This is a genomic window from Candidatus Deferrimicrobiaceae bacterium, assembly GCA_036504035.1.
Classification (GTDB): Bacteria; Desulfobacterota; Deferrimicrobia; order Deferrimicrobiales; family Deferrimicrobiaceae; genus JANXPS01.
The window spans coordinates 32,387-52,197 of sequence record DASXVV010000013.1 but is presented as its reverse complement, the minus strand read 5'-3'; the positions used below and the strand labels follow the sequence as shown (position 1 = coordinate 52,197).

Sequence of the window (19,811 nt, the reverse complement as noted above, 5' to 3'; positions counted from 1 at the left end):
CGCGACTATTCCCCTTTCCCGGGAGGAATCGGTTGCTTGAGGAGCACCTTCCAGTCGGACTTTTCCCCGAGGACGTCGACTTCGACCATCTCTTCGCTTGATGTGGGCAGGTTTCGCCCGACGAAATCGGCCCGGATCGGAAGCTCCCGATGCCCCCGGTCGATCAGCACCGCAAGCTGGATGCAGCTCGGGCGGCCGAAATCGATCAGCGCATCCATTGCCGCGCGGATAGTCCGCCCGGTGTAAAGGACGTCGTCGACCAGCACGACCTTTCGGCCATCGATCGAGAATGATATGTCGGTTCGCTTGAGCTGCGGTTGGAAGATCGTCTTCGAAAGATCGTCCCGGTAGAGCGTGATGTCGACGCTGCCGACCGGCACGTCGACGCCCTCGATGGCCTGGATCTTCTCGCGGAGACAGCGAGCCAGCGGGACGCCGCCCGAACAGACGCCGACCAGAACCAGGTCGTCCGCCCCCTTGTTGCGCTCGAGGATCTCGTGCGTCAACCGCGAAAGAACCCGGTCCATCGCCTGTCCGTCAAGCAACTCTTTCATGTCCTTCTTTCTCATATCAATTAGGGTCCTTTCGGCCAAAAAAAAACCTCTGCCGGCGTCTAGTCGGAGAGGTCGCGGGATATCTTTGATCGTTGCGGGTGCATGTACACGTCCTTTGCCGATCTCACGGAACCGGCTTAAAAGGTTGGCGTCGAGAATACCCGTTTCACCCCGAAGAATCAAGCGGTGATTCCGGGCGATTCAAATCGTCAATGCAGAAGGTGTCCGATCCGGTTCCAGCGGATGACCGAAGGGTAGTTCCACACCTCGTACCAGTGCGGCAGTGCCGACAGGTCGATCGAGAAATAAATGAAAAGCGCCTTCCCGATGAGCGCGTCCTCCTCGACGAATCCCCAGAAGCGCGAGTCGTAAGAACGATCGCGGTTGTCGCCCATCATGAAATATTTTCCCGGCGGAACGGTGATCAGAGCCATGTTGTCGCGTTGGGGCGCGATGGTGTCGATCGATTTCCCGTCGGCATAACAGGTGTAGGGCTCGACCTGCGCCTGCCCGTTGACGTAGACGTTCTTGTCTCGCACTTCGACCGTGTCGCCCGGCGTCCCGACGACGCGCTTGATGAAGTCCTTGCTCTTGTCCTCGGGGAAGACGAACACGACGATGTCTCCCCGCTTTGGATGGCTGAACTCCATCACGCGCCCCTTGGTAAAGGGGATGTGATAGCCGTAGAGGAATTTGTTGACGAAGATGTGGTCGCCGATGAGGAGCGTGTTCTCCATCGAGCTCGAAGGGATCCGGAACGCCTGCAACAGGAGCGTCCGGACGATCAGCGCGATGACGAGCGCGACGGCAAAGGCTTCGACGTATTCGCGGACCTTGCCTTTTGGGGAGCCCGTGCGGATCGTTCCGGGGAAGATGCTATCGGGGGAGCTCGTTTTCATCGGCTTATCAGTCCTTGACCTTTAGGATGGAGAGGAAGGCTTCCTGCGGTATTTCGACGGACCCGACCTGCTTCATCCGCTTCTTCCCCTCTTTCTGCTTCTCGAGCAGCTTGCGCTTTCGCGTGATGTCGCCGCCGTAGCACTTGGCGAGGACATTTTTCCGGATGGCCTTGACGGTCTCGCGGGCGATAACCTTGGAACCGATGGTCGCCTGGATGATGACCTCGAACATCTGCCGCGGGATAAGTGCGCGCAGTCGCTCGGCGACGTCGCGCCCCTTGACGTAGGCCGCGTCGCGATGGACGATCAGCGACAATGCGTCGACCTGCTCGTTATTGAGGAGCAGGTCGAGCCTGACGAGATCGGACCGGCGAAAATCGATCAGCTCGTAGTCCATCGAGGCATAGCCGCGCGAAGCGGTCTTGAGGCGGTCGTAGAAATCGAGGACGACTTCGTTGAGCGGCAGCTCGTACTCGAGGATGACGCGCGTCGGGGAAGCGAACTTGAGCTGCCGCTGGATGCCGCGCCGATCTTCGCAAAGCTTGAGCACGCTCCCGAGATATTCGGAGGGCATGTGGATGGTGGCGAGGATGAACGGCTCTTCGATGTGATCGAGGGCGATCGGGTCGGGGAGCCGGGCCGGGCTGTCGACTTCCTGGACCGAGCCGTCCCGCAGGATTGCGTGATACCCGACGGTCGGCGCCGTCGTGATGAGTTCGACGCCATATTCGCGCTCGAGCCGTTCCTGCACGATCTCCATGTGGAGCAGACCGAGAAAACCGCAGCGGAAGCCGAAGCCCAGCGCGACCGAGGTCTCGGGCTCGGCAGTAAGCGATGCGTCGTTGAGCTGAAGCTTTTCGATCGCGGTGCGGAGCTGCGGATAATTCTCGGAGGAGATGGGGTAAACGCCCGCGAACACCATCGGGCGGACTTCCTTGAATCCGTGCATGGCAACAGTCGCGGGACGCCGGGCATCGGTGATGGTGTCGCCGACCTTCGTCTCGCGAAGTTCCTTGATGTTGGCGATCAGGAAGCCGACCTCGCCGGGGCCCAGCGAGGCGACTTCGGCCGGATGCGGGCAGAAGACGCCCACTTTCTGGACCTCGTTGATGTTGCCGGTCTGCATCGAGAGGATTTTTTGACCCGGCGTCAGCGAGCCGTCGATCATCCGGACGAGGATGACGACGCCGGCGTAGTTATCGAACCACGAGTCGATGATCAGCGCTTTCGTGGGAGCCGCGGGATCACCGATCGGCGGAGGGATCTTCTTGACGATTTCCTCGAGAATCTCGGGAACGCCCGTGCCCTTCTTGGCGCTGGCCGCAATCATCTCGCTGGTGTCGAGGCCGATCACATCCTCGACCTCTTTCTTGACGCGGTCGGGTTCGGCATTTGGCAGATCGATCTTGTTGAGGACCGGGATGATCTCGAGGTTGAGATCGAGAGCCATGTAGACGTTGGCCAGCGTCTGCGCTTCGACCCCCTGGGATGCGTCGACGACGAGCACCGCCCCTTCGCACGCGGAAAGGCTGCGGGATACTTCGTAGGAGAAGTCGACGTGTCCGGGAGTATCGATCAGGTTGAGGATGTAGCTCTTCCCGTCCTTCGCCTTGTAGGACATGCGGACGGTCTGCGCCTTGATCGTGATGCCCCGCTCGCGCTCGATGTCCATTTTGTCGAGGAACTGGTCGACCTTTTCGCGATCGGTCAGCGTACCCGTGATCTCGAGCAGCCTGTCGGCGAGCGTGGATTTCCCGTGGTCGATATGGGCGATGATGGAAAAATTGCGGATGTTCTCTATGCGCATGCCTACCACTGATCGGGGTTTTGATTTTTGTCGCGGAAGAAGGCCACTGTCTCTGCAAGCCCTTCTTCGAGTGATTTTTCAGGATACCATCCGAGCTCATCGAACGCCAACCTGTTTTCGAGAACCGAGCGCCGCTGCTCACCAGCCGCGCCGTCGCCGTGGATCTCCTTCTGGCGGCTTCCGGTCAGTTCCCGAAGCTGCCGGAAGATCCCGTTGATGTCGGTTTCGATCCCCGTCCCGATGTTGATCCCGAGCCCGCTGCCTTTCTCGAGCGCGATCAGGTTTGCGCGGACGATGTCTCTCACGTAGACGAAATCGCGCGTCTGCGTGCCATCGCCGTTGATGACGGCGAGCTGCCCCTGGAGAAGCCGCAACGCAAAGATCGCGACGACGCCCGCCTCCCCGTGGGAATTCTGCCGGGGGCCGTAGACATTTGCGTACCGGAGCGCCGTGTAATCGAGCCCGTATTGCACCCGGTAATAATGCAAATACATTTCGGTCGCCATCTTGGCGACGCCGTAGGGGCTGACCGGGCGGATCGGATGCTTCTCGTCCGCCGGGAAATAATCCTGCTCCCCGTACCCCGCCCCTCCCGAGGAAGCGAAGACGACCTTCCGCACCCCGGATCGGCGCGACGCCTCGAGGAGGCGGAGCAATCCCAGAAGGTTCACCTGGGCATCGAATATGGGATCGGCGACGGAACGACGGACGTCCATCTGTGCGGCGTGGTGGTTGAGGATCTCGGGGCGGAATGTCCGGATCGCCTCCTCGGCGACATCCGAACAGATGTCGCCGAGGACGAATTTCGCCCCGGCGGGCACGTTCTCCTGCTTCCCTGTCGAAAGGTTGTCGAGCACCATGACGTCGTGCCCTTCGGCAAGATAAGCATCCGCGACGTGCGAGCCGATGAATCCGGCGCCGCCGGTGACCAGAATCCGCATGACGACCTCCTTCGGGTGGGTCGAACTCAAGATTTGTTGGATCGACAACCGCGGATGAATTCGCGCGCTGCCACGTCCCACGGACGGGGCGTTCTTCCGGTCAGGGCGTGATAGTGGCCCTTGTCGAGCGGTGAGAATGTCGGGCGTGAGGCGGCCAGCGAGAGGCTCGCGGTCGTCACGGAACTGATCTCGACCGGTCCGGGAATCCCCTCCCCGACGATCAGCCGCGCGAAATCGAACCAGGTGGTCTGCCCCGCATTGGAGAAATGGACGATGCCTCTGGCGCCGGCATCGATCAGGTGGCGCGTCGCCCCGGCCAGGTCTCGCGCCCAGGTCGGGCAGCCGGTCTGGTCGTTCACGACCCGCAGCGGCTCCCCTTTCCCGGCACGGTCAAGGATGGCAAAGATGAAGTTCTTCCCGTGGGCGCCATAAAGCCACTGCGTGCGGATCGCGAGAAAATTCGCCCCCGACTCGACACAGGCCTTCTCGGCCGCCAGCTTGCTCTCGCCGTAGGCCGACAGGGGCCGGGTGGCATCGTCCTCGCGATAAGCGCGCCCCGCGAGGCCGTCGAACACGTAATCCGTGCTGTAAGTGACGAGCAGGCAATCGGCGCGTGCGCACGCATCGGCCACGTTGCGGGTGCCGTGCTCGTTGACGAGGAACGCCTTCTCGCGTTCGTGCTCTGCCCGATCGACGGCCGTGTAGGCCGCGCAATGGATCGCAATGGCCGGCCGGACATCCCGGAAGACCTTTTCGACCTCCGGCGCGACTGTGATGTCGCAATGCGCGAGATCGATCGGGACCACGTCGAATTCGTTCGCGAACACGGGAACGATCTCCGAACCGAGAAGCCCGTGAGCGCCCGTCACGAGGATGCGAGTCTTCATTTTCCGATCCCTCCGATTCCCTTGAGCGCAAAGCCGAAGCGGATGCTGGTATCGGCGGGACGCGTTGTCCGATGGACGCTGAGTCCGATGTTCCAGCAGTCGCTGCGGGGGTACACGTTGATGGTCGCTGCCCCCTCGGTCATCTCCTTGTTCCTGATGGAATAGTTCGCCATCCCGGAAAGGCCCAGCAGGCGGCTCATCCGCCAAGCGTATTCTCCCTGCACATCCTCGGACAGATCGCGTGAGATCCGGTAATTGAGAGAAGCCCGGTTGGCCGCATCCACCCGCCATTCGCCGCCCAGCGACATGGACGTCAGGCGGCGGTCTTTCGGATCGAAGAGGACTTCCCCGGTGGCCTTCCAGCGCACGTCGGGCGTGATGCGAAGCCGCGCGAGGATATCGGAAGCGTTGCTGGTATCCCGCGAACGACCGGAATTAAGGTCGATCTGGTCGCGAAGCGTCCGGACGAAGGGAGCCAGGGGATCGACATAAGGGGATTGTGAACTCTTCATCGAGTCGAAATCGTATGCCCATTCGAGGTCGAGCGTGGCAATTTCCGCCGGGGACCCGTCTTCCCCGAGACGGTGCAAACCCTGAGAGATCGAAAAAGTGGCCTGGTTTCGAGCATCGATCCGCGACCACTGGTCGGTCAGCGGGATGTCCGACTGCGATATGGCCGGCACCCACCGGTATCTCACGGAAGGGTTCACCGAGTGGACGAAAGCGGCGCCGGACGGGCGATCGAAATAACGCCAGCCCGTGACGGACAACTGGGCGCCCGCCGTGGGCAGCACGCGACCGCCGCTTCCTCCCGAGGGGCCCGGATCGCCTCCGGATCGAAGCGATTCGAGCGTATCCACCCCTGCGAAGGGGGTCAGGTAGACGGACGGGAGCAGCGTGAAGGTCCGCGAGATCTCGCCATATCCGTGAAAGCGCCCCTCGCGCTCCCCCCCGGCCCGGTACAGCCAGGCGGTCTCCCCTTTTCCCCACCCGTCGAGGGCGAGCGCCCCCCCCCATCGCTCGGGAAGAAGGGTGGCCGACAGCTCGGGGATCCGCTGGACGGTATTGTCGATCCCCTGGACTTCCTGGATATCCTTCCCCCAACTCGACGACAAGGATATATTCGAGGATTCCCCGTCCCGCCCCACGAACCCCCGCGAAGGAACGTGGCGCGCGGTCCGTAACAGATCTTCCTCGACGAAATCGCGATAGTAGACGGCATCAGAGGCGATGTCCCACTTCCCGTTCGCGGTCCATTTTCCTTCCCGGAAGATGTTTTCGCCGTACGCCCGGGTGAGGTCCTTGCCCGTTTCCCGGTCGTGGAGGAACGCCCCCCTGATTTTGCCTTCCGAGGCCTTGTTCAGGACGAAGCGATATTCCCCGTCGGTCTTCACCCCGCGGCGGTCCATGGCGTCGATCGTGAGCGTCGCGTCACTCCACCGGTTGATGACCTGGTACCAGGGGATCGTTATCCCGTTGCCGATCTTCCGGCTGTGGACGTAGCCGGGCATCAGGAATCCGGTCTGGCGCGTCAGCTTGACCGGGAACGCGGCCCAGGGAAGCCAGAGCACGGGGAGGTCCCGGATCTTGAATGTGACGTCCTTCCCGACCGCATACCCGTCGATGGTCACGCTCGAGCGCCCGATCTCGAACCGCCAGTCGGGCGTCGGGTCGCAATCGCACGTCGTCAGCGATCCCTTCCGGACGAAATAAGTGCGCGGCCCCGTCTTTTCGATGCGTTCGCTCGAAACGCGATAGTTGTTGGTCGCAAGGTGGATCGATCCGTTGTACAGGATGCCCTGCTCGGTATCGATGCCGATCACGATTCGCTGGAAAGAGAATTCGTCGCCTTCGCTCTTGAAATTGACGTTTCCCTGGAGCTCGGCCTCCTGGGTCCGCGAGTCGTATCGGATCCGGTCGGCCCGGATCGTCCGGTCTCCCATCGTCACGACGACGTGCCCTTCGGCCATCGCGACGCCCGTATCCTCGTCGAACGTCATCGTGTCGGCATCGAGCAGCACCGGCAGCTTCGTGCCAGAGGCGCCCGGAAGAAGCATCCCTTTCAAGCCGGAGAGCCCGGATGACGCGGCTCCGTCGCCCCCCGCAGCAAACGCGAGAGGGCTGCCGATCGCAATCCAGGCGGAAAGGAAGGCAACGAGGATTCGCAGGATGAATCCGGAACGCATCAGAGGTGTCCGACCCTTTCGCTATAAGCATCGGCGACGGCGACCAGCGAGCCGCATACGATCACGACGCCTTCCGACCCTGCCCGCGCCCGGGCGAGTTGCCATGCCTCGCCGAAATCGACAGCCGATTCGAAGGAAGCCCTCACCCTCCTGCATGCGCCCGTGAGCGTCGTCAGTGGCGCAGCGCGGTCATGCTGAAGCGGGTAGGCGACCCAGTGGTCGACTGCAGGAGACATCTGCCGGATGAACCCGGCGATATCCTTGTCGGACAGCATGCTCCAAAGGGCGACGACCGGCCGCTTTCCGGCAAATGCCTCGCCCGAAACGATTTCGTTGGCGAGCATCCGTGCGCCATCGGGGTTGTGCGCGCCGTCGACCCATGTCCCGCGGTTGCCTTTTCCGGGCAACGGCGATAGGCGGCCTGGCCATGAGACCTCGGATAGCCCCTTGACTGCGGCTGTCGAAAACCGGTCCGGGGAGATTCCGGCGATCACGGCGTACCACCATGCGGCCGCACATCCGACGGCGGCGTTGTCGTACTGGAACGCGCCGGCGAGCTTGAGCCATATTGGAGGAATCGACAGGCCGGGAAGACGGATGCGAATCTTTCGATGCCCGGCGGGCTCGTGGCCGAAATCGCGACCAAGCTCCCAAACGGGAGAGCCGGTATCTTGCGCCCTGGCCGAAAGGACCGCGCGGGCCGCTCTTCCGATCCGCCCCAGAACGACCGGGACTCCCGGCTTGAAGATGCCCGCTTTTTCGGCGGCGATCGCCTTGATCGTATGCCCCAGCCAGGCCACGTGGTCGATCCCGATCGTCGTGACGACCGTGACGACGGGCCGGCACGCCGTTGTCGCATCCCACCGGCCGCCCAGCCCCGTCTCGAGGACGGCCAGGGGGACCTTTTTCTTTCCGAACCAGCAGAATGCGGCGTAGGTCATCTGTTCGAACCAGGAAAGCGGCTCCCCTGTCCCCGGACCCGTTTCGACGGATAGCGCGCCCGCACGTCGAATCAGGCGATCAAGCTCACGGCCGGGAATCGGGTGGCCGTCGATCCGGATACGCTCCGTAGGAGATAAAAGGTGCGGCGATGTATAGAGGCCGACTCTGGCTCCGGGCAGCTGCCCGAGGATGGAAGCGGCCACGACGGATGTGGAGCCCTTGCCGTTGGTACCCGCCACGTGAATGGCCTGGAACGTCCGTTCGGGATTTCCCGCCTCGGCCAGCGCGGCGCGAATCCGTTCGAGTCCCGGGACAATCCGTTCGACGGGCGCCGGAGGTCTCCGGTGCCGGGTCATTATCCGGCGTGCGCCGTCAGAGTCTTGAGAATTTGGGCAAGGACGCCGTTGAGCCGCGTCCGTTCGACGATCATGTCGACCATGCCGTGCTCGAGCAGGAACTCGGCCCGCTGGAATCCTTCGGGGAGCTTCTGCTTGATGGTCTGCTCGATCACCCGGGGCCCGGCGAAGCCGATCAGGGCGCCTGGCTCCGCGATAATGATGTCGCCCAGCATGGAAAAGCTGGCGGCCACGCCACCGGTCGTGGGATCGGTCAATACGCTGATGAAGGGATGTCCTGCGTCACCCAGACGCGCCAAGGCGGCGCTGGACTTGGCCATCTGCATGAGAGACAGGGTGCCTTCCTGCATGCGCGCGCCGCCGGATGCGCTGAAGATGATCAGGGGGCATGCGAGCTCGAGCGCCTTCTCGGCCGCCACCGCGATCTTCTCGCCGACCACCGACCCCATCGATCCGCCCAGGAATTCAAAATCCATGACCGCCAGCACCACGGGGACGCTGCCCACGGTAGCCGTGCCGATAACCGCGGCGTCCTTGCGACCGGTCTTTTTGCGAGCGTCTTTCAGCCGGTCGGAGTATTTCTTGCTGTCTGAAAACCCGAGCATGTCGACCGACTCGAAATCGTCCCCGAACTCGGAAAACGTGCCGGGGTCCGCCACCGACTTGATCCGCTCCATCACGGGAACGCGGAAATGGTAATTGCACTTGGGACAGACGTTCAGGTTGCGCTCGACTTCTGGCTTATAGATGATTTCAAGGCAGGCCTGGCACTTGATCCAGATTCCCTCGGGAAACCGGATTCCGGGACGCTGCTTTTCGGTGGTCTCTTCGTTCTGAACTTTCTTCTTCCCGAACAGGAATCCCATGGCGGTTACCTCAATGCCTTCTTGATCGATGCGACGAAGCGGTGGAGTTCCCGAGGCCCTTCGGCTTTGGCGCCGTGTCGTTCGACGATTTTCACGCACGCGCTGCCGACGATGGCTGCGTCGGCGTGCGCGACGGCGCCCTTCGCCATCTGGGGAGAGGATATCCCGAAACCCACCGCCAACGGAAGACGGATTGTCCTGCGCACCTGGCGGGTCCAGGAGGCGACTTCGGGCGGAAGCGCGGTGCGCGTTCCCGTGATTCCGGTGACGCTGATGAGGTAGAGGAACCCGCTTCCGGCCTCCGCGATGCGGCGGATCCGCTCCGCTCCGCTCGTCGGGGCCGCCAATGGGATCCAGTCGAGCCCGGCTTCCCTGACCTGCGGGGCCATCTCGCCCCACTCCTCGACCGGGAGGTCGACCACCAGAATCCCGTCGACGCCGACCTTCCGTGCATCCCGGCAGAGGGCCGGGATACCGTACCTGAACAGCGGGTTGTAATAACCGAACAGCACGATGGGCGTCTTGTGGGTCTTCCGGAAGCCGGCGACGAGATCCAGCACCCTGTGCACGGTCATTCCCCCCTCGAGAGCGCGCTGGGAGGCGGCCTGGATGGTCGGCCCGTCCGCGGTCGGATCGGAGAAGGGGACGCCCACCTCGAGGATGTCGGCGCCGGCGTCCGCTGCGGCCTTCAGGTATTCGAGGGAAGCCGCCGGCGTCGGGTCGCCCGCGGTCAGGTAGACGACAAGGCCCTTCTCCCCGCCCGCCTTGAGCCTAGCAAACGTTTCGGAAATCCGGCTGCTCAACGGACCACCCCCTTCCGGTCTTCGAGAATGGTGGAGGTGTCCTTGTCGCCGCGGCCCGAGACGTTGATGATGACCGTCTCGTCCTTGCGCATCTTCCGGGCCAGCGCGTAGCCGTAGGCCACCGCGTGGGAGGATTCGAGCGCAGGGATGATCCCTTCGTACCGGGTGAGCAGGTCGAATCCTTCGAGCGCCTGTGCGTCGGTGATCGCATGATATTCCGCGCGCCCCGTGCTCTTCAGGAAGGCATGCTCCGGTCCGACCCCGGGGTAATCGAGCCCGGCCGAGATGGAATGGGCCTCTGCTATCTGTCCGTCTTCGTCCTGCAGGAGGTAAGACTTTGTCCCGTGGAGCACGCCCACCTTTCCTTTGCAAAGCGATGCGCCGTGACGACCGGTCGACAGTCCGAACCCGCCCGCCTCGACCCCGATGAGCCGGACTTTTTCGTAGGGAACGAAGGCATGGAAGATGCCCATCGCATTGCTGCCGCCGCCGATGCAGGCCACGATCGCGGACGGGAGTCCGCCGCACGCCTTGCGGAACTGGACGATCGCCTCCTTGCCGATGACCGACTGGAACTCCCGGACCATCACCGGGTAGGGGTGAGGCCCTGCCGTGGTCCCGATCATGTAATAGGTGTTGCGGACGTTGGTCACCCAGTCGCGCAGCGCCTCGTTCATCGCATCCTTGAGCGTCCGGCTTCCGGAGGATACAGGAACCACCTCGGCCCCGAGGAGCTTCATCCGGAAGACGTTGAGCGCCTGGCGGCGGACATCCTCCTCGCCCATGTAGACCACGCACGACAGCCCGAGCTTGGCGCAGATCGTGGCGGTGGCGACCCCGTGCTGCCCAGCCCCAGTCTCGGCAATGATGCGCTTCTTGCCCATCCGTACGGCGAGCAGGCCTTGCCCGAGCGTGTTGTTGATCTTGTGGGAGCCGGTGTGGGCGAGATCTTCCCGCTTGAGGAATATCCGGGCGCCCTTCCCCTTCTCGGAAAGGCGGCCGGCGAAATAGAGCGGCGTGGGACGCCCGGCGTAATCGCGCGAGAGTTGCGCCAGTTCGGCCTTGAACCCCTTGTCGCGCATGGCCTTCCGGTAACCGGCTTCGAGTTCGACCAACGCGGTCATCAGCGTCTCGGCGACGTAACGGCCCCCGAAGGGCCCGAAGTGGCCCATGGAGTCCGGCCATTTGCTCGTGTCATGTCCCGGCAATGAATAATCCTTCCTTGGCTCTCGTGATGAATTCCCGGACTTTGCCTGGGTCTTTCTTCCCCGGGGCACTCTCGACGCCGGAGGCCACGTCGACCCCGAAGGGGCGCGCCGCGACGATCGCCTCACGAACGTTCTCGGGCGTCAGACCACCGGCCAGCATCCAGCAGATCGGCGTTCCGTCGGGTCGGCGCAACGTCCCGACACGCATGCCCAGCGCAGGCCAGTCGAGCGTCAACCCGGTTCCCCCGAAGGTCCCCGGCCGGTGAGCATCGAACAACAACGCCTCGCACGGGTACCCGCCGTAAGCAGCCGCCAGGTCGACCCCGGGCACGAAGCGCGCGACTTTCAGCACCCGGACCGGCACCCGGGCCGCATCCTCGGGCGACTCGTCGCCGCAAAGCTGGACGGCGCCCAGCCCCAACGCCTTCGCGATGCTGCCGACCGTTTCGGGCTTCTCGTCGGCGAAGACCCCGACCACGAGCGCCTGGTCCCCGACGGTATCGACGACCTCTCCGGCCCGGGAGGGATCGAGGTAGCGGGGAGATTGCCGGCAGAAATTGATCCCGATCGCGTCAGCCCCGAAACCGACGGCCATTCGCGCATCTTCCGGCGTCATGACGCCGCAGATCTTGACGCGAAACATGGGACCCTCCACCGATGAGCAGCTTCCGCCTACAGATTGACCACGGGCAGGTTCCCGAGCACGGCCTGAATGTTCTCCTCGGAATGCTCGTGATCGACCAGTCGGCCGTTGTTGTAGTCGTCATAAGCCGAGAGGTCGAGAAAGCCGTGCCCGCTCAAGTTGAACAGGATCGTCTTTTCCTTCCCTTCCTCGTCGGCGCGTTTGGCCTCGACGACCGCGGCATGGATGGCGTGGGAAGATTCGGGTGCCGGAAGCAGCCCTTCGGATCGGGCGAAAGTGAGCGCGCTTGCGAAGACGGCATTCTGAAGGTAGGCCTGCGCCTCGATCGCCCCTTCGTGGACAAGCTGGCTGACCAGCGGGGAGGCGCCGTGATACCGGAGACCGCCGGCGTGGATACCGGCCGGCATGAAATTGTGGCCCAGGGTGTACATCTTGACGATCGGGGTCAGCTTGGCCGTATCCCCGTAGTCGAACGCGTAGACCCCCTTGGAAAGCGTGGGGCAGGACGCCGGTTCCGCAGCCACGAGCCGGATATTCTTGCCGGACGCCTTGTCGGCATAGAACGGGAACGCGATCCCGCCGAAGTTGCTGCCCCCGCCATGGCACCCGATGACAATGTCGGGGTAGTACCCGGTCATCGCCATCTGTTCTTTCGCCTCCAGACCGATGACGGTCTGGTGCAGGATGACGTGATTCAGCACCGAGCCGAGAGCGTAGCTCGTATCTTCCCGCATGGCCGCATCCTCGACCGCCTCGGAGATGGCGATGCCCAGCGACCCGTTGCAGTCGGGATCCTCGGCGAGGATCGACCGGCCCGTATTCGTATCCATGGAGGGAGAAGGAACGACGGTGGCCCCGTAGGTTTCCATCAGCATCCGGCGGTAGGGCTTCTGGCCGTAGCTGACCTTGACCATGTAGACCTTGACCTCGAGGCCGAAGAAGGCGCCCGCGATCGATATGGCGCTTCCCCACTGCCCCGCTCCCGTCTCGGTCGCAATGCGGGTGCGCCCCGCCTTCTTGTTGTAATAGGCCTGCGGGATAGCGGTGTTCAGTTTGTGGGAGCCGGAAGAGTTGTTCCCCTCGTACTTGTAGAAGATGCGGGACCGGGTGCCGATCGCCTTTTCGAGACGATAGGCCCGGTAGAGAGGCGATGGACGGTGAAGCGCGTAAAGTTCCAGAACTTCATCGGGAATCGGGATGAATCTTTGCCTGGCCACTTCCTGCTCGATCAGCGACATCGGGAAGATGGGGGCCAGGTCCTGCGGGCCGACCGGCGCCCCGGTTCCCGGGTGGAGGACGGGCGCAGGCGGATTGGGCATGTCGGCGACGACGTTGTACCACGCCTTCGGAATCTGGGAATCGCTCAGTAGGAATTTCGTCTGCATGGGGCGGCTCCTTGACGGGATGCGTGCTGGTTTTCGATCGGTCAGCGAGTCTGCAACGACAGCAGCCGCCGGATTCCTTCCCGGGGGTCGCCGGATCGCACCAGCGTCTCTCCGACCAGGAAGCAATCCGCCCCGAGCGAGGACAGGCGCCGAACCTCCTCGGGCGTTGCGATGCCGCTCTCGACGATTTTGACGACGCCCTCCGGAATCAGAGGCAGCATTCGTTCGGAAGTCGCGAGATCGACCGACAGCGTCTTGAGGTTCCGGTTGTTGATCCCGATGATGCCGGCGCCCGCCGCGATGGCGACCGAGAGTTCGTCCTCGTCGTGGACCTCGACCAGCGCGTCGAGGCCGTATCGGGATGCCGCCGCCAGCAACTCGCGGGTCCTCTCCCGAAGCACGCTCACCATCAGCAACACGAGATCGGCGCCATAGGCACGCGCCTCGGCGACCATGTACTCGTCGAGCATGAAATCTTTCCGGAGCACGGGGGTATCCGGTACCGCCGCGCTCACGGTCTCGAGGTCGGAAAGGGAGCCGCCGAACCGCCGCCCCTCGGTCAGGACCGAGATCGCGCTGGCGCCCGCCTCCGCGTAGGCGCGACCGGTGGCCACCGCGTCGAGATCCGGCCGTATCCAGCCCCGGGAAGGCGACGCGCGCTTGATCTCGGCGATGATTCCGGCGCGCCCGGCCGAAAGCCGTTCGCGCAACCGGTTGCGCCGGGTGCTGGCCATCGCCCTGGCCGATACGGCCTCGAACGAGACGGCCGCCTTGCGACCCTCGAGATCCTCGAGGACACCGGCGACAATGGCGTCGAGGTGCGTGGACACGTTCAAGCCGGATCCTTCCGGCCGAGGATCGAGAGAAACGCCTCGAGGCGGGCCAGGGCGGCGCCGGAGTCGATCGACCGCTCGGCAACCCGCAGCCCTTCCTTGAGGTCGTCGGCCTTCCCGCCGGCGACGATTGCGAAGGCGGCGTTGACGAGGACCGCATCGCGCGCCGCGCCCTTGTTTCCCGAGAGTATGTCGCGCAGGATTCTGGCGTTCTCGTGAGCGTCCCCGCCCTTGAGCGAATGAGCCGGTGCGTACTCGATCCCGACGGAACGGGGGTCGAACAGGTATCGCTTGAAGGAGGAACCCTTGACGTCCCAAACGATCGACGTGCCCGTGAGGCTGACCTCGTCGAGGCCGTCGGTCCCGTGGACGACGAACGCCCGCCGCACGCCGGTCTCGGCCAGGACGCGCGCATAGGTTTCACCCAGCTCTTCGCTGTAGACCCCGACCACCTGGCAATCGGCGCCCGCCGGGTTGCTCAGGGGGCCGAGCATATTGAAGATCGTCCTGATGGCGATCTCCCTGCGAGGACCGATCGAATATTTCATGGCGGAGTGGAACTTGGGGGCAAAGAGAAACGAGATGCCCGCCTCGTCGAGCGCCCGCTGGACCTGCGCGATCGGGGAGCCGAGGTCCATGCCGAGTGCTTCGAGGACGTCGGCGCTTCCCGACTTGCTGGTTACGGACCGGTTGCCGTGCTTGGCCACTCGGATGCCGGCGCCCGCCGCCACGAAAGCGACCGTCGTTGATATATTGAAGGTACCCGCCCGATCGCCTCCCGTGCCGCAGGTGTCAAGAAGCGGCTCCCCGGGAGGGCCCGTGATCCGTGACGCCTTCTGGCGCATGACTTCGGCGGCTGCCGCGATCTCGGTCGGCGTCTCGCCCTTCATCGACAGGCAGGACAGGAACGCCGCGACCTGGGCCGGCGTCGCCTCGCCTCCCATGATCATCCGCATCGCATCGCGCATCCCGTCGGCGGTCAGGTTCTTGCCGGCTGCGACGGAGGCGATGGCCTCCCGGATGTTTCCGAAGACGTGGAGGACCGGCTGCCGGGGGTCGATGATGGCAAGGAAGTTCTCGAGCATCCGCATGCCGAACTGCGTGAGCACCGACTCGGGGTGAAACTGGACGCCGTAGATCGGGCGGGACACGTGGCGTATCCCCATGATCTCGCCATCCTCGGATTGGGCCGTGACTTCGAGCTCTGCCGGAAGCGTCGCCCGCTCGATCGCCAGGGAGTGGTACCGGGTCGCGGTGACGGGATTCTCGACCATCGAGAAAATACCGCTGCCATCGTGGCGAATGCGCGACGTCTTCCCGTGCATGAGCATCTGGGCGTGGACGATTTTGCCGCCGAAGGCCTGCCCGATGCACTGGTGTCCGAGGCAGACGCCCAGGATCGGTATCCGGTCGGCGAAGGCCCGGATCGCGGCAACAGAGATGCCTGCGCGGTCGGGATTGCAGGGCCCCGGCGAAATGACCAACCCATCGGGACGCATCGCCTCGATCTCCCCGACCGTGACGTCGTCGTTGCGGAAGACGCGAACGTCCGCGCCCAGCTCGAGGAAATATTGGACCAGGTTGTAGGTGAAGGAATCGTAGTTGTCGATCAGCGCGATCAAGAAAGCCTCCCTTCCGGACGGCGAACGCCGACCGCCCGGAAAAGGATGCTTGCCTTGTTGCAGATCTCTTCCCATTCGCGGTCGGGATCGGAATCGGCCACGATGCCCGCCCCCGCCTGGATAATGGCCTCTCCCGGCCGCATCACGATGGTCCGGATCGCGATGCAGAAGTCCATGCTTCCCTTGGAATCGAAATAGCCGACGGCGCCCGCATAGATTCCCCGGCGCGAGGGCTCGAGCTCCTCGATGATCTGCATGGCGCGGACTTTCGGGGCGCCGCTGACGGTCCCGGCCGGGAACGCCGCCCGGAGGACATCGAACGCAGTCAATCCCTCCCGGAGCTTACCGACCACGTTGGAAACGATGTGCATGACGTGGGAATAGCGCTCGATCACCATGAGTTCGTCGACCTTGACTGTCCCGGCGGCCGCGACGCGGCCCACGTCGTTCCTGCCCAGGTCGACCAGCATGACGTGCTCGGCGGTCTCCTTCGGGTCGGACAGCAGCTCGGTCTCGAGCAGGCGGTCCTCGTCGGGGGTCGTCCCTCGCGGACGGGTCCCGGCGATCGGGCGAAGCTGGATGACATCACCTTCCAGCCGGACGAGAACCTCGGGAGAGGATCCGACCACGGCGTTTTCCCCCATCTTGAGCAGGTACATGTAAGGGGAGGGATTCATCGCCCGCAATACGCGATAGACGTCCTCGGGGGTGCGATCGGTCCGGACGACGGCCCGGTTGGAAAGCACCGCCTGGATGATGTCGCCCTCGAGAATGTATTCCTTGGTCTTCCGGATCGACTCTGCGAATTCCTCCCGCGTCGTCTCGAACGGGAACTCTGCTTCTTTGGAATCGACCGGGATATCGGACCAGACGAGCGGATCGCGCAACAGCGTGCGGACCTCCTCGATGCCCTGCAGGCAACGGTCGTGGACCGGGCCGGGATCCTCCCCTTCGGCCACCTCGCCGTGCACGACGATCAGAATGCTGTGGCGGACGTTGTCGAACACCAGCAGACGCGAGGGGAAGAGGAAAAGGGCCTCGGGCATGTCTGCCGCCGGATGCAGGTCGGGGATCCGTTCAAGTCGACGTACGTAATCGTACCCGATGAAGCCGACCGCGCCGCCCGACAAACGCGGGAGTCCTTCGGCGTGCCGGTAATTGAGACGTCCGAGCAGCTGCTGCAGCGAGGCGAGCGGATCGTCCGATGCGGGAAGGCGTTCGGTCCGGGAACCACGCTCGATGGTCAGGGAATCGGCCTCGGCCCGGAAGCGAATCAGGGGGTCGAATCCGATGAAAGAATATCGCGCCCATTTCTCTCCCCCCTCGACGCTCTCGAGCAGGAAGTGGTCGGTCGGGAACCGGCGGGAAATCTTGAGGTAAGCGGATACCGGAGTCTCGAGATCGGCGTAGAACTCGTGCCAGACGGGAATGATGCCTCCGCCCTTCGCGTTCGCCGCGAATTGCGCCCTCGACGGGGTGACGGTCAGGGAACGTTCGTCACTTGGCGATGATCGCATCGATCTTTTGCTCCGCCTTGAGTTTTGAGATGGCCTTGCGCGCGGCATCCTTTTCAGCGTAGGGTCCGGCGAGGACGACATAGAGGCCGCTCTTTCCGTCCTTGCCGCTTCGGCCCAGGTGCGCCTTGCAGCCCGCCTGCTCGACCTTCTTGAGCCGAACGTCGGCTTTTTCCTTGTCCTTGAAGGCCCCCGCCTGAATCAGCGTTCCTGTGCTCTTTTTAGCCGGAGGCGGGACGCCCTTCGCCGGACCCGATTTTTCACGCGGCTTATCGACGGGAACTGGCTCGGGGTCTTCCTTCGAGAGAGAGTCCTGGAAGGTCAGCGCGTTATCCTGTTCGGGCGGCACGTAATCCGGCCGTCCGGGGGGGACGACGGGAACCCGGACTGCCTCCTCCGAAAATTTGCCCATCTCGCGTTGGATATTGTCGCCGGCGCGAACGGGGCCATTCGCTCCCTGCACCGCCCATTCGGCCCGAGGACCTTCCCCGGCCGTCTTGAATGCGTGATTGTCCGAGAAGGGAGCACCCCCCTTTTCGAGCTCCCGGCCGAAATAGATCCCGACGAGGAAAACCGCGACCAGGACGACCACGGCGCCGACGATAAAGAACGCGAAGGATTGTCGGCCCCCTTCGGAACGGAAGCTTTTCTTGTTGTAGAGGGCCTTCACATCTGCTCCGGTGCCGTGACGCCGATCAGCGAAAGGCCGTTCGAGACGATGATGCGTACGGCGTCCGCAAGCGCCAACCGGCCGGCGGTCCGCTCGGCCGCCTCGCCCAGGAAGCGGTACTGGTTGTAGAACCCGTGGAACGCCTTCGAAAGATCGAGAAGGTAGAACGGGATCCGGTGGGGCTCCCGCTGTCGAATGGTTTCGGAGATGACGTCGGGAAACCGGGCGATCATCTTCATGACGGCCAGCTCGGCCGGCAGCGTCAGGGCGTCGAGCGCCGTCACGTCGGGTTTAGGGATACCCCGGCTTTCGGCCTCGCGGAAGATGCTGCAGATCCGGGCATGGACGTACTGGATGTAGTAGACCGGGTTGTCGCTCGAATGCGTCTTCGCGAGCGTCAGGTCGAATTCGAGGTGCGTGTGGTGGCTGCGAAGCAGGTAGAAGAAGCGAGCAGCATCGACGCCGACCTCGTCGAGCACTTCCCGAAGCGTCGTGAACTCCCCGGAACGGGTCGACATCTGGACGGAGACACCGTCCCGCAGCAACGATACGAACTGGATCAGGAGGATCTCGAGTCGGGACGGATCTTCTCCGAGCCCTTCTAGCGAGGCGCGCAGCCGGGGAGCATAGCCGTGATGATCGGCGCCCCAGAGGTCGAGCATCGTATCGAATCCGCGCCTGTACTTGTCGAGGTGATAGGCGACATCGGCGGCGAAGTAGGTGGTTCGTCCGTCGGCGCGAACCAGGACCCGGTCTTTTTCGTCTCCGTGCGCCAGGCTTTTGAAATAGAGCGCGCCCTCGTTCTCGTAGAGCTCGCCGCGGTGACGAAGCTCCCGGATCGAATCCTCGACGACGCCGCTGTCGTGCAGCGTGGCTTCGCTGAACCAGTTGTCGTAGTGGACCCGGAACCGTTCAAGATCGGACGCGATCCCGGCCAGGATCCGCTCGTTGGCGACCCTCCTGAAAACAGGAAGAGCCTCCTCTTCTGGCACCCCGACATATCGGTCCCCGACTTCGGCCCGGAATTCCTCGGCGAGTTCCATCATGTACTGACCTTTGTAACCCGCCTCGGGCAGCTCGGCCGCCTTGCCGGATGCCTGGAGATAGCGCGCGAAAAGCGACCGCCCCAGGTTGTCCATCTGGTTGCCCACGTCGTTGACGTAGTATTCCCGGTAGACCTCATAGCCGGCGAACGCAAGCAGACGCCCCAGCGCATCGCCGACCGCCGCCCCGCGCCCGTGCCCCACGTGGAGCGGGCCGGTAGGGTTCGCGGAGACGAACTCGAGCAGGACCTTCTTGCCTTGCCCTGCCTTCGATGCACCGAAGTGCTCCCGTTCGACAAGTACGGCGGCCGTCACCGCGCGCCACGCGGAGTCGGAAAGGAACAGATTGATGAAGCCGGGCCCCGCGACGGAAAGGTCGCGAATCCAGCCGCCGGTATCTTGTTCACGAATGGCGGAAAGCAGGTCGGCGGCGACTTCGCGCGGATTCCGTTTCAGTTGGCGGGCAATCTGCATGGCGATATTGATTGCGTAGTCGCCGTGCTCTTCCTGCCGTGGGAGTTCCAGGAGGACGGGGATATCGTCTTCCACCCCCCATTCGTCGAGCTTCTTCCTGACCGCAGAGCGCACAAGCGCCCCGGTCAACATGCGGACGTCCAATTCAGGCCCCGAATACAAATTTATTTAATAAAGT

General features: G+C 63.5%; 17 protein-coding genes. All 17 read right to left on the bottom strand.

Annotated features, from left to right (window positions below; all coding sequences use genetic code 11):
* Positions 1–5 precede the first annotated feature (5 nt).
* The 17 genes from pyrR to argS all read right to left on the bottom strand — a co-directional run bounded on the left by pyrR (position 6) and on the right by argS (position 19,777).
* Positions 6–554: a bifunctional pyr operon transcriptional regulator/uracil phosphoribosyltransferase PyrR gene (gene pyrR, locus VGK27_11325; protein HEY3490695.1), complete on the bottom strand. Its 549-nt coding sequence runs from the start codon at positions 552–554 to the stop codon at positions 6–8.
* Between the two features lie 209 nt (positions 555–763).
* Positions 764–1,453, bottom strand: a complete 690-nt coding sequence (gene lepB / locus VGK27_11320; protein HEY3490694.1) for a signal peptidase I — start codon at positions 1,451–1,453, stop codon at positions 764–766.
* A gap of 7 nt (positions 1,454–1,460) precedes the next feature.
* Positions 1,461–3,260, bottom strand: coding sequence for a translation elongation factor 4 (gene lepA / locus VGK27_11315; GenBank protein ID HEY3490693.1), 1,800 nt, complete (start codon positions 3,258–3,260; stop codon positions 1,461–1,463).
* 2 nt (positions 3,261–3,262) lie between these two features.
* Positions 3,263–4,201, bottom strand: a complete 939-nt coding sequence (locus VGK27_11310; protein HEY3490692.1) for an NAD-dependent epimerase/dehydratase family protein — start codon at positions 4,199–4,201, stop codon at positions 3,263–3,265.
* Positions 4,202–4,227: 26 nt separating this feature from the next.
* Positions 4,228–5,088 (bottom strand): dTDP-4-dehydrorhamnose reductase, encoded by an 861-nt coding sequence (gene rfbD / locus VGK27_11305; GenBank protein HEY3490691.1) that lies wholly within the window; start codon positions 5,086–5,088, stop codon positions 4,228–4,230.
* Positions 5,085–7,274, bottom strand: coding sequence for an LPS assembly protein LptD (lptD, locus tag VGK27_11300; GenBank protein ID HEY3490690.1), 2,190 nt, complete (start codon positions 7,272–7,274; stop codon positions 5,085–5,087). Before lptD ends, rfbD begins: the two co-directional genes overlap by 4 nt.
* Positions 7,274–8,572: a folylpolyglutamate synthase/dihydrofolate synthase family protein gene (locus VGK27_11295; GenBank protein HEY3490689.1), complete on the bottom strand. Its 1,299-nt coding sequence runs from the start codon at positions 8,570–8,572 to the stop codon at positions 7,274–7,276. Before VGK27_11295 ends, lptD begins: the two co-directional genes overlap by 1 nt.
* The gene (gene accD / locus VGK27_11290; GenBank protein ID HEY3490688.1) at positions 8,572–9,438 is read right to left on the bottom strand and encodes an acetyl-CoA carboxylase, carboxyltransferase subunit beta; all 867 of its coding nucleotides are present in this window, start codon (positions 9,436–9,438) and stop codon (positions 8,572–8,574) included. The genes VGK27_11295 and accD overlap by 1 nt, the downstream gene beginning before the upstream one ends.
* Before the next feature lie 5 nt (positions 9,439–9,443).
* Entirely contained in the window at positions 9,444–10,241 is a 798-nt protein-coding gene (gene trpA, locus VGK27_11285) for a tryptophan synthase subunit alpha (protein HEY3490687.1), read from the bottom strand.
* Positions 10,238–11,413 carry a tryptophan synthase subunit beta gene (gene trpB / locus VGK27_11280; GenBank protein HEY3490686.1) on the bottom strand — a complete coding sequence of 392 codons (1,176 nt, stop codon included), beginning with the start codon at positions 11,411–11,413 and terminating at the stop codon, positions 10,238–10,240. The genes trpA and trpB overlap by 4 nt, the downstream gene beginning before the upstream one ends.
* 22 nt (positions 11,414–11,435) lie before the next feature.
* Positions 11,436–12,092: a phosphoribosylanthranilate isomerase gene (locus VGK27_11275; protein ID HEY3490685.1), complete on the bottom strand. Its 657-nt coding sequence runs from the start codon at positions 12,090–12,092 to the stop codon at positions 11,436–11,438.
* Positions 12,093–12,121: 29 nt separating this feature from the next.
* The gene (locus VGK27_11270; protein HEY3490684.1) at positions 12,122–13,477 is read right to left on the bottom strand and encodes a TrpB-like pyridoxal phosphate-dependent enzyme; all 1,356 of its coding nucleotides are present in this window, start codon (positions 13,475–13,477) and stop codon (positions 12,122–12,124) included.
* Positions 13,478–13,518: 41 nt separating this feature from the next.
* Complete coding sequence (trpC, locus tag VGK27_11265; GenBank protein HEY3490683.1) at positions 13,519–14,307, bottom strand: indole-3-glycerol phosphate synthase TrpC; 789 nt, start codon at positions 14,305–14,307, stop codon at positions 13,519–13,521.
* A 2-nt stretch (positions 14,308–14,309) separates the two neighbouring features.
* Positions 14,310–15,932 carry a bifunctional anthranilate synthase component II/anthranilate phosphoribosyltransferase gene (locus VGK27_11260; protein ID HEY3490682.1) on the bottom strand — a complete coding sequence of 541 codons (1,623 nt, stop codon included), beginning with the start codon at positions 15,930–15,932 and terminating at the stop codon, positions 14,310–14,312.
* Positions 15,929–17,449, bottom strand: coding sequence for an anthranilate synthase component I (gene trpE / locus VGK27_11255; GenBank protein ID HEY3490681.1), 1,521 nt, complete (start codon positions 17,447–17,449; stop codon positions 15,929–15,931). The genes VGK27_11260 and trpE overlap by 4 nt, the downstream gene beginning before the upstream one ends.
* Positions 17,430–18,116 (bottom strand): SPOR domain-containing protein, encoded by a 687-nt coding sequence (locus VGK27_11250; protein HEY3490680.1) that lies wholly within the window; start codon positions 18,114–18,116, stop codon positions 17,430–17,432. The genes trpE and VGK27_11250 overlap by 20 nt, the downstream gene beginning before the upstream one ends.
* Positions 18,113–19,777, bottom strand: a complete 1,665-nt coding sequence (gene argS, locus VGK27_11245) for an arginine--tRNA ligase (GenBank protein ID HEY3490679.1) — start codon at positions 19,775–19,777, stop codon at positions 18,113–18,115. The genes VGK27_11250 and argS overlap by 4 nt, the downstream gene beginning before the upstream one ends.
* Positions 19,778–19,811 lie beyond the last annotated feature (34 nt).

Bases quoted from the DNA above. Each gene is read 5' to 3' on its own strand.
- pyrR (HEY3490695.1), bottom strand. From the start codon at position 554: ATGAAAGAGTTGCTTGACGGACAGGCGATGGACCGGGTTCTTTCGCGG.
- lepB (HEY3490694.1), bottom strand. From the start codon at position 1,453: ATGAAAACGAGCTCCCCCGATAGCATCTTCCCCGGAACGATCCGCACG.
- lepA (HEY3490693.1), bottom strand. From the start codon at position 3,260: ATGCGCATAGAGAACATCCGCAATTTTTCCATCATCGCCCATATCGAC.
- VGK27_11310 (HEY3490692.1), bottom strand. From the start codon at position 4,201: ATGCGGATTCTGGTCACCGGCGGCGCCGGATTCATCGGCTCGCACGTC.
- rfbD (HEY3490691.1), bottom strand. From the start codon at position 5,088: ATGAAGACTCGCATCCTCGTGACGGGCGCTCACGGGCTTCTCGGTTCG.
- lptD (HEY3490690.1), bottom strand. From the start codon at position 7,274: ATGCGTTCCGGATTCATCCTGCGAATCCTCGTTGCCTTCCTTTCCGCC.
- VGK27_11295 (HEY3490689.1), bottom strand. From the start codon at position 8,572: ATGACCCGGCACCGGAGACCTCCGGCGCCCGTCGAACGGATTGTCCCG.
- accD (HEY3490688.1), bottom strand. From the start codon at position 9,438: ATGGGATTCCTGTTCGGGAAGAAGAAAGTTCAGAACGAAGAGACCACC.
- trpB (HEY3490686.1), bottom strand. From the start codon at position 11,413: ATGGGCCACTTCGGGCCCTTCGGGGGCCGTTACGTCGCCGAGACGCTG.
- VGK27_11275 (HEY3490685.1), bottom strand. From the start codon at position 12,092: ATGTTTCGCGTCAAGATCTGCGGCGTCATGACGCCGGAAGATGCGCGA.
- VGK27_11270 (HEY3490684.1), bottom strand. From the start codon at position 13,477: ATGCAGACGAAATTCCTACTGAGCGATTCCCAGATTCCGAAGGCGTGG.
- trpE (HEY3490681.1), bottom strand. From the start codon at position 17,449: ATGCGATCATCGCCAAGTGACGAACGTTCCCTGACCGTCACCCCGTCG.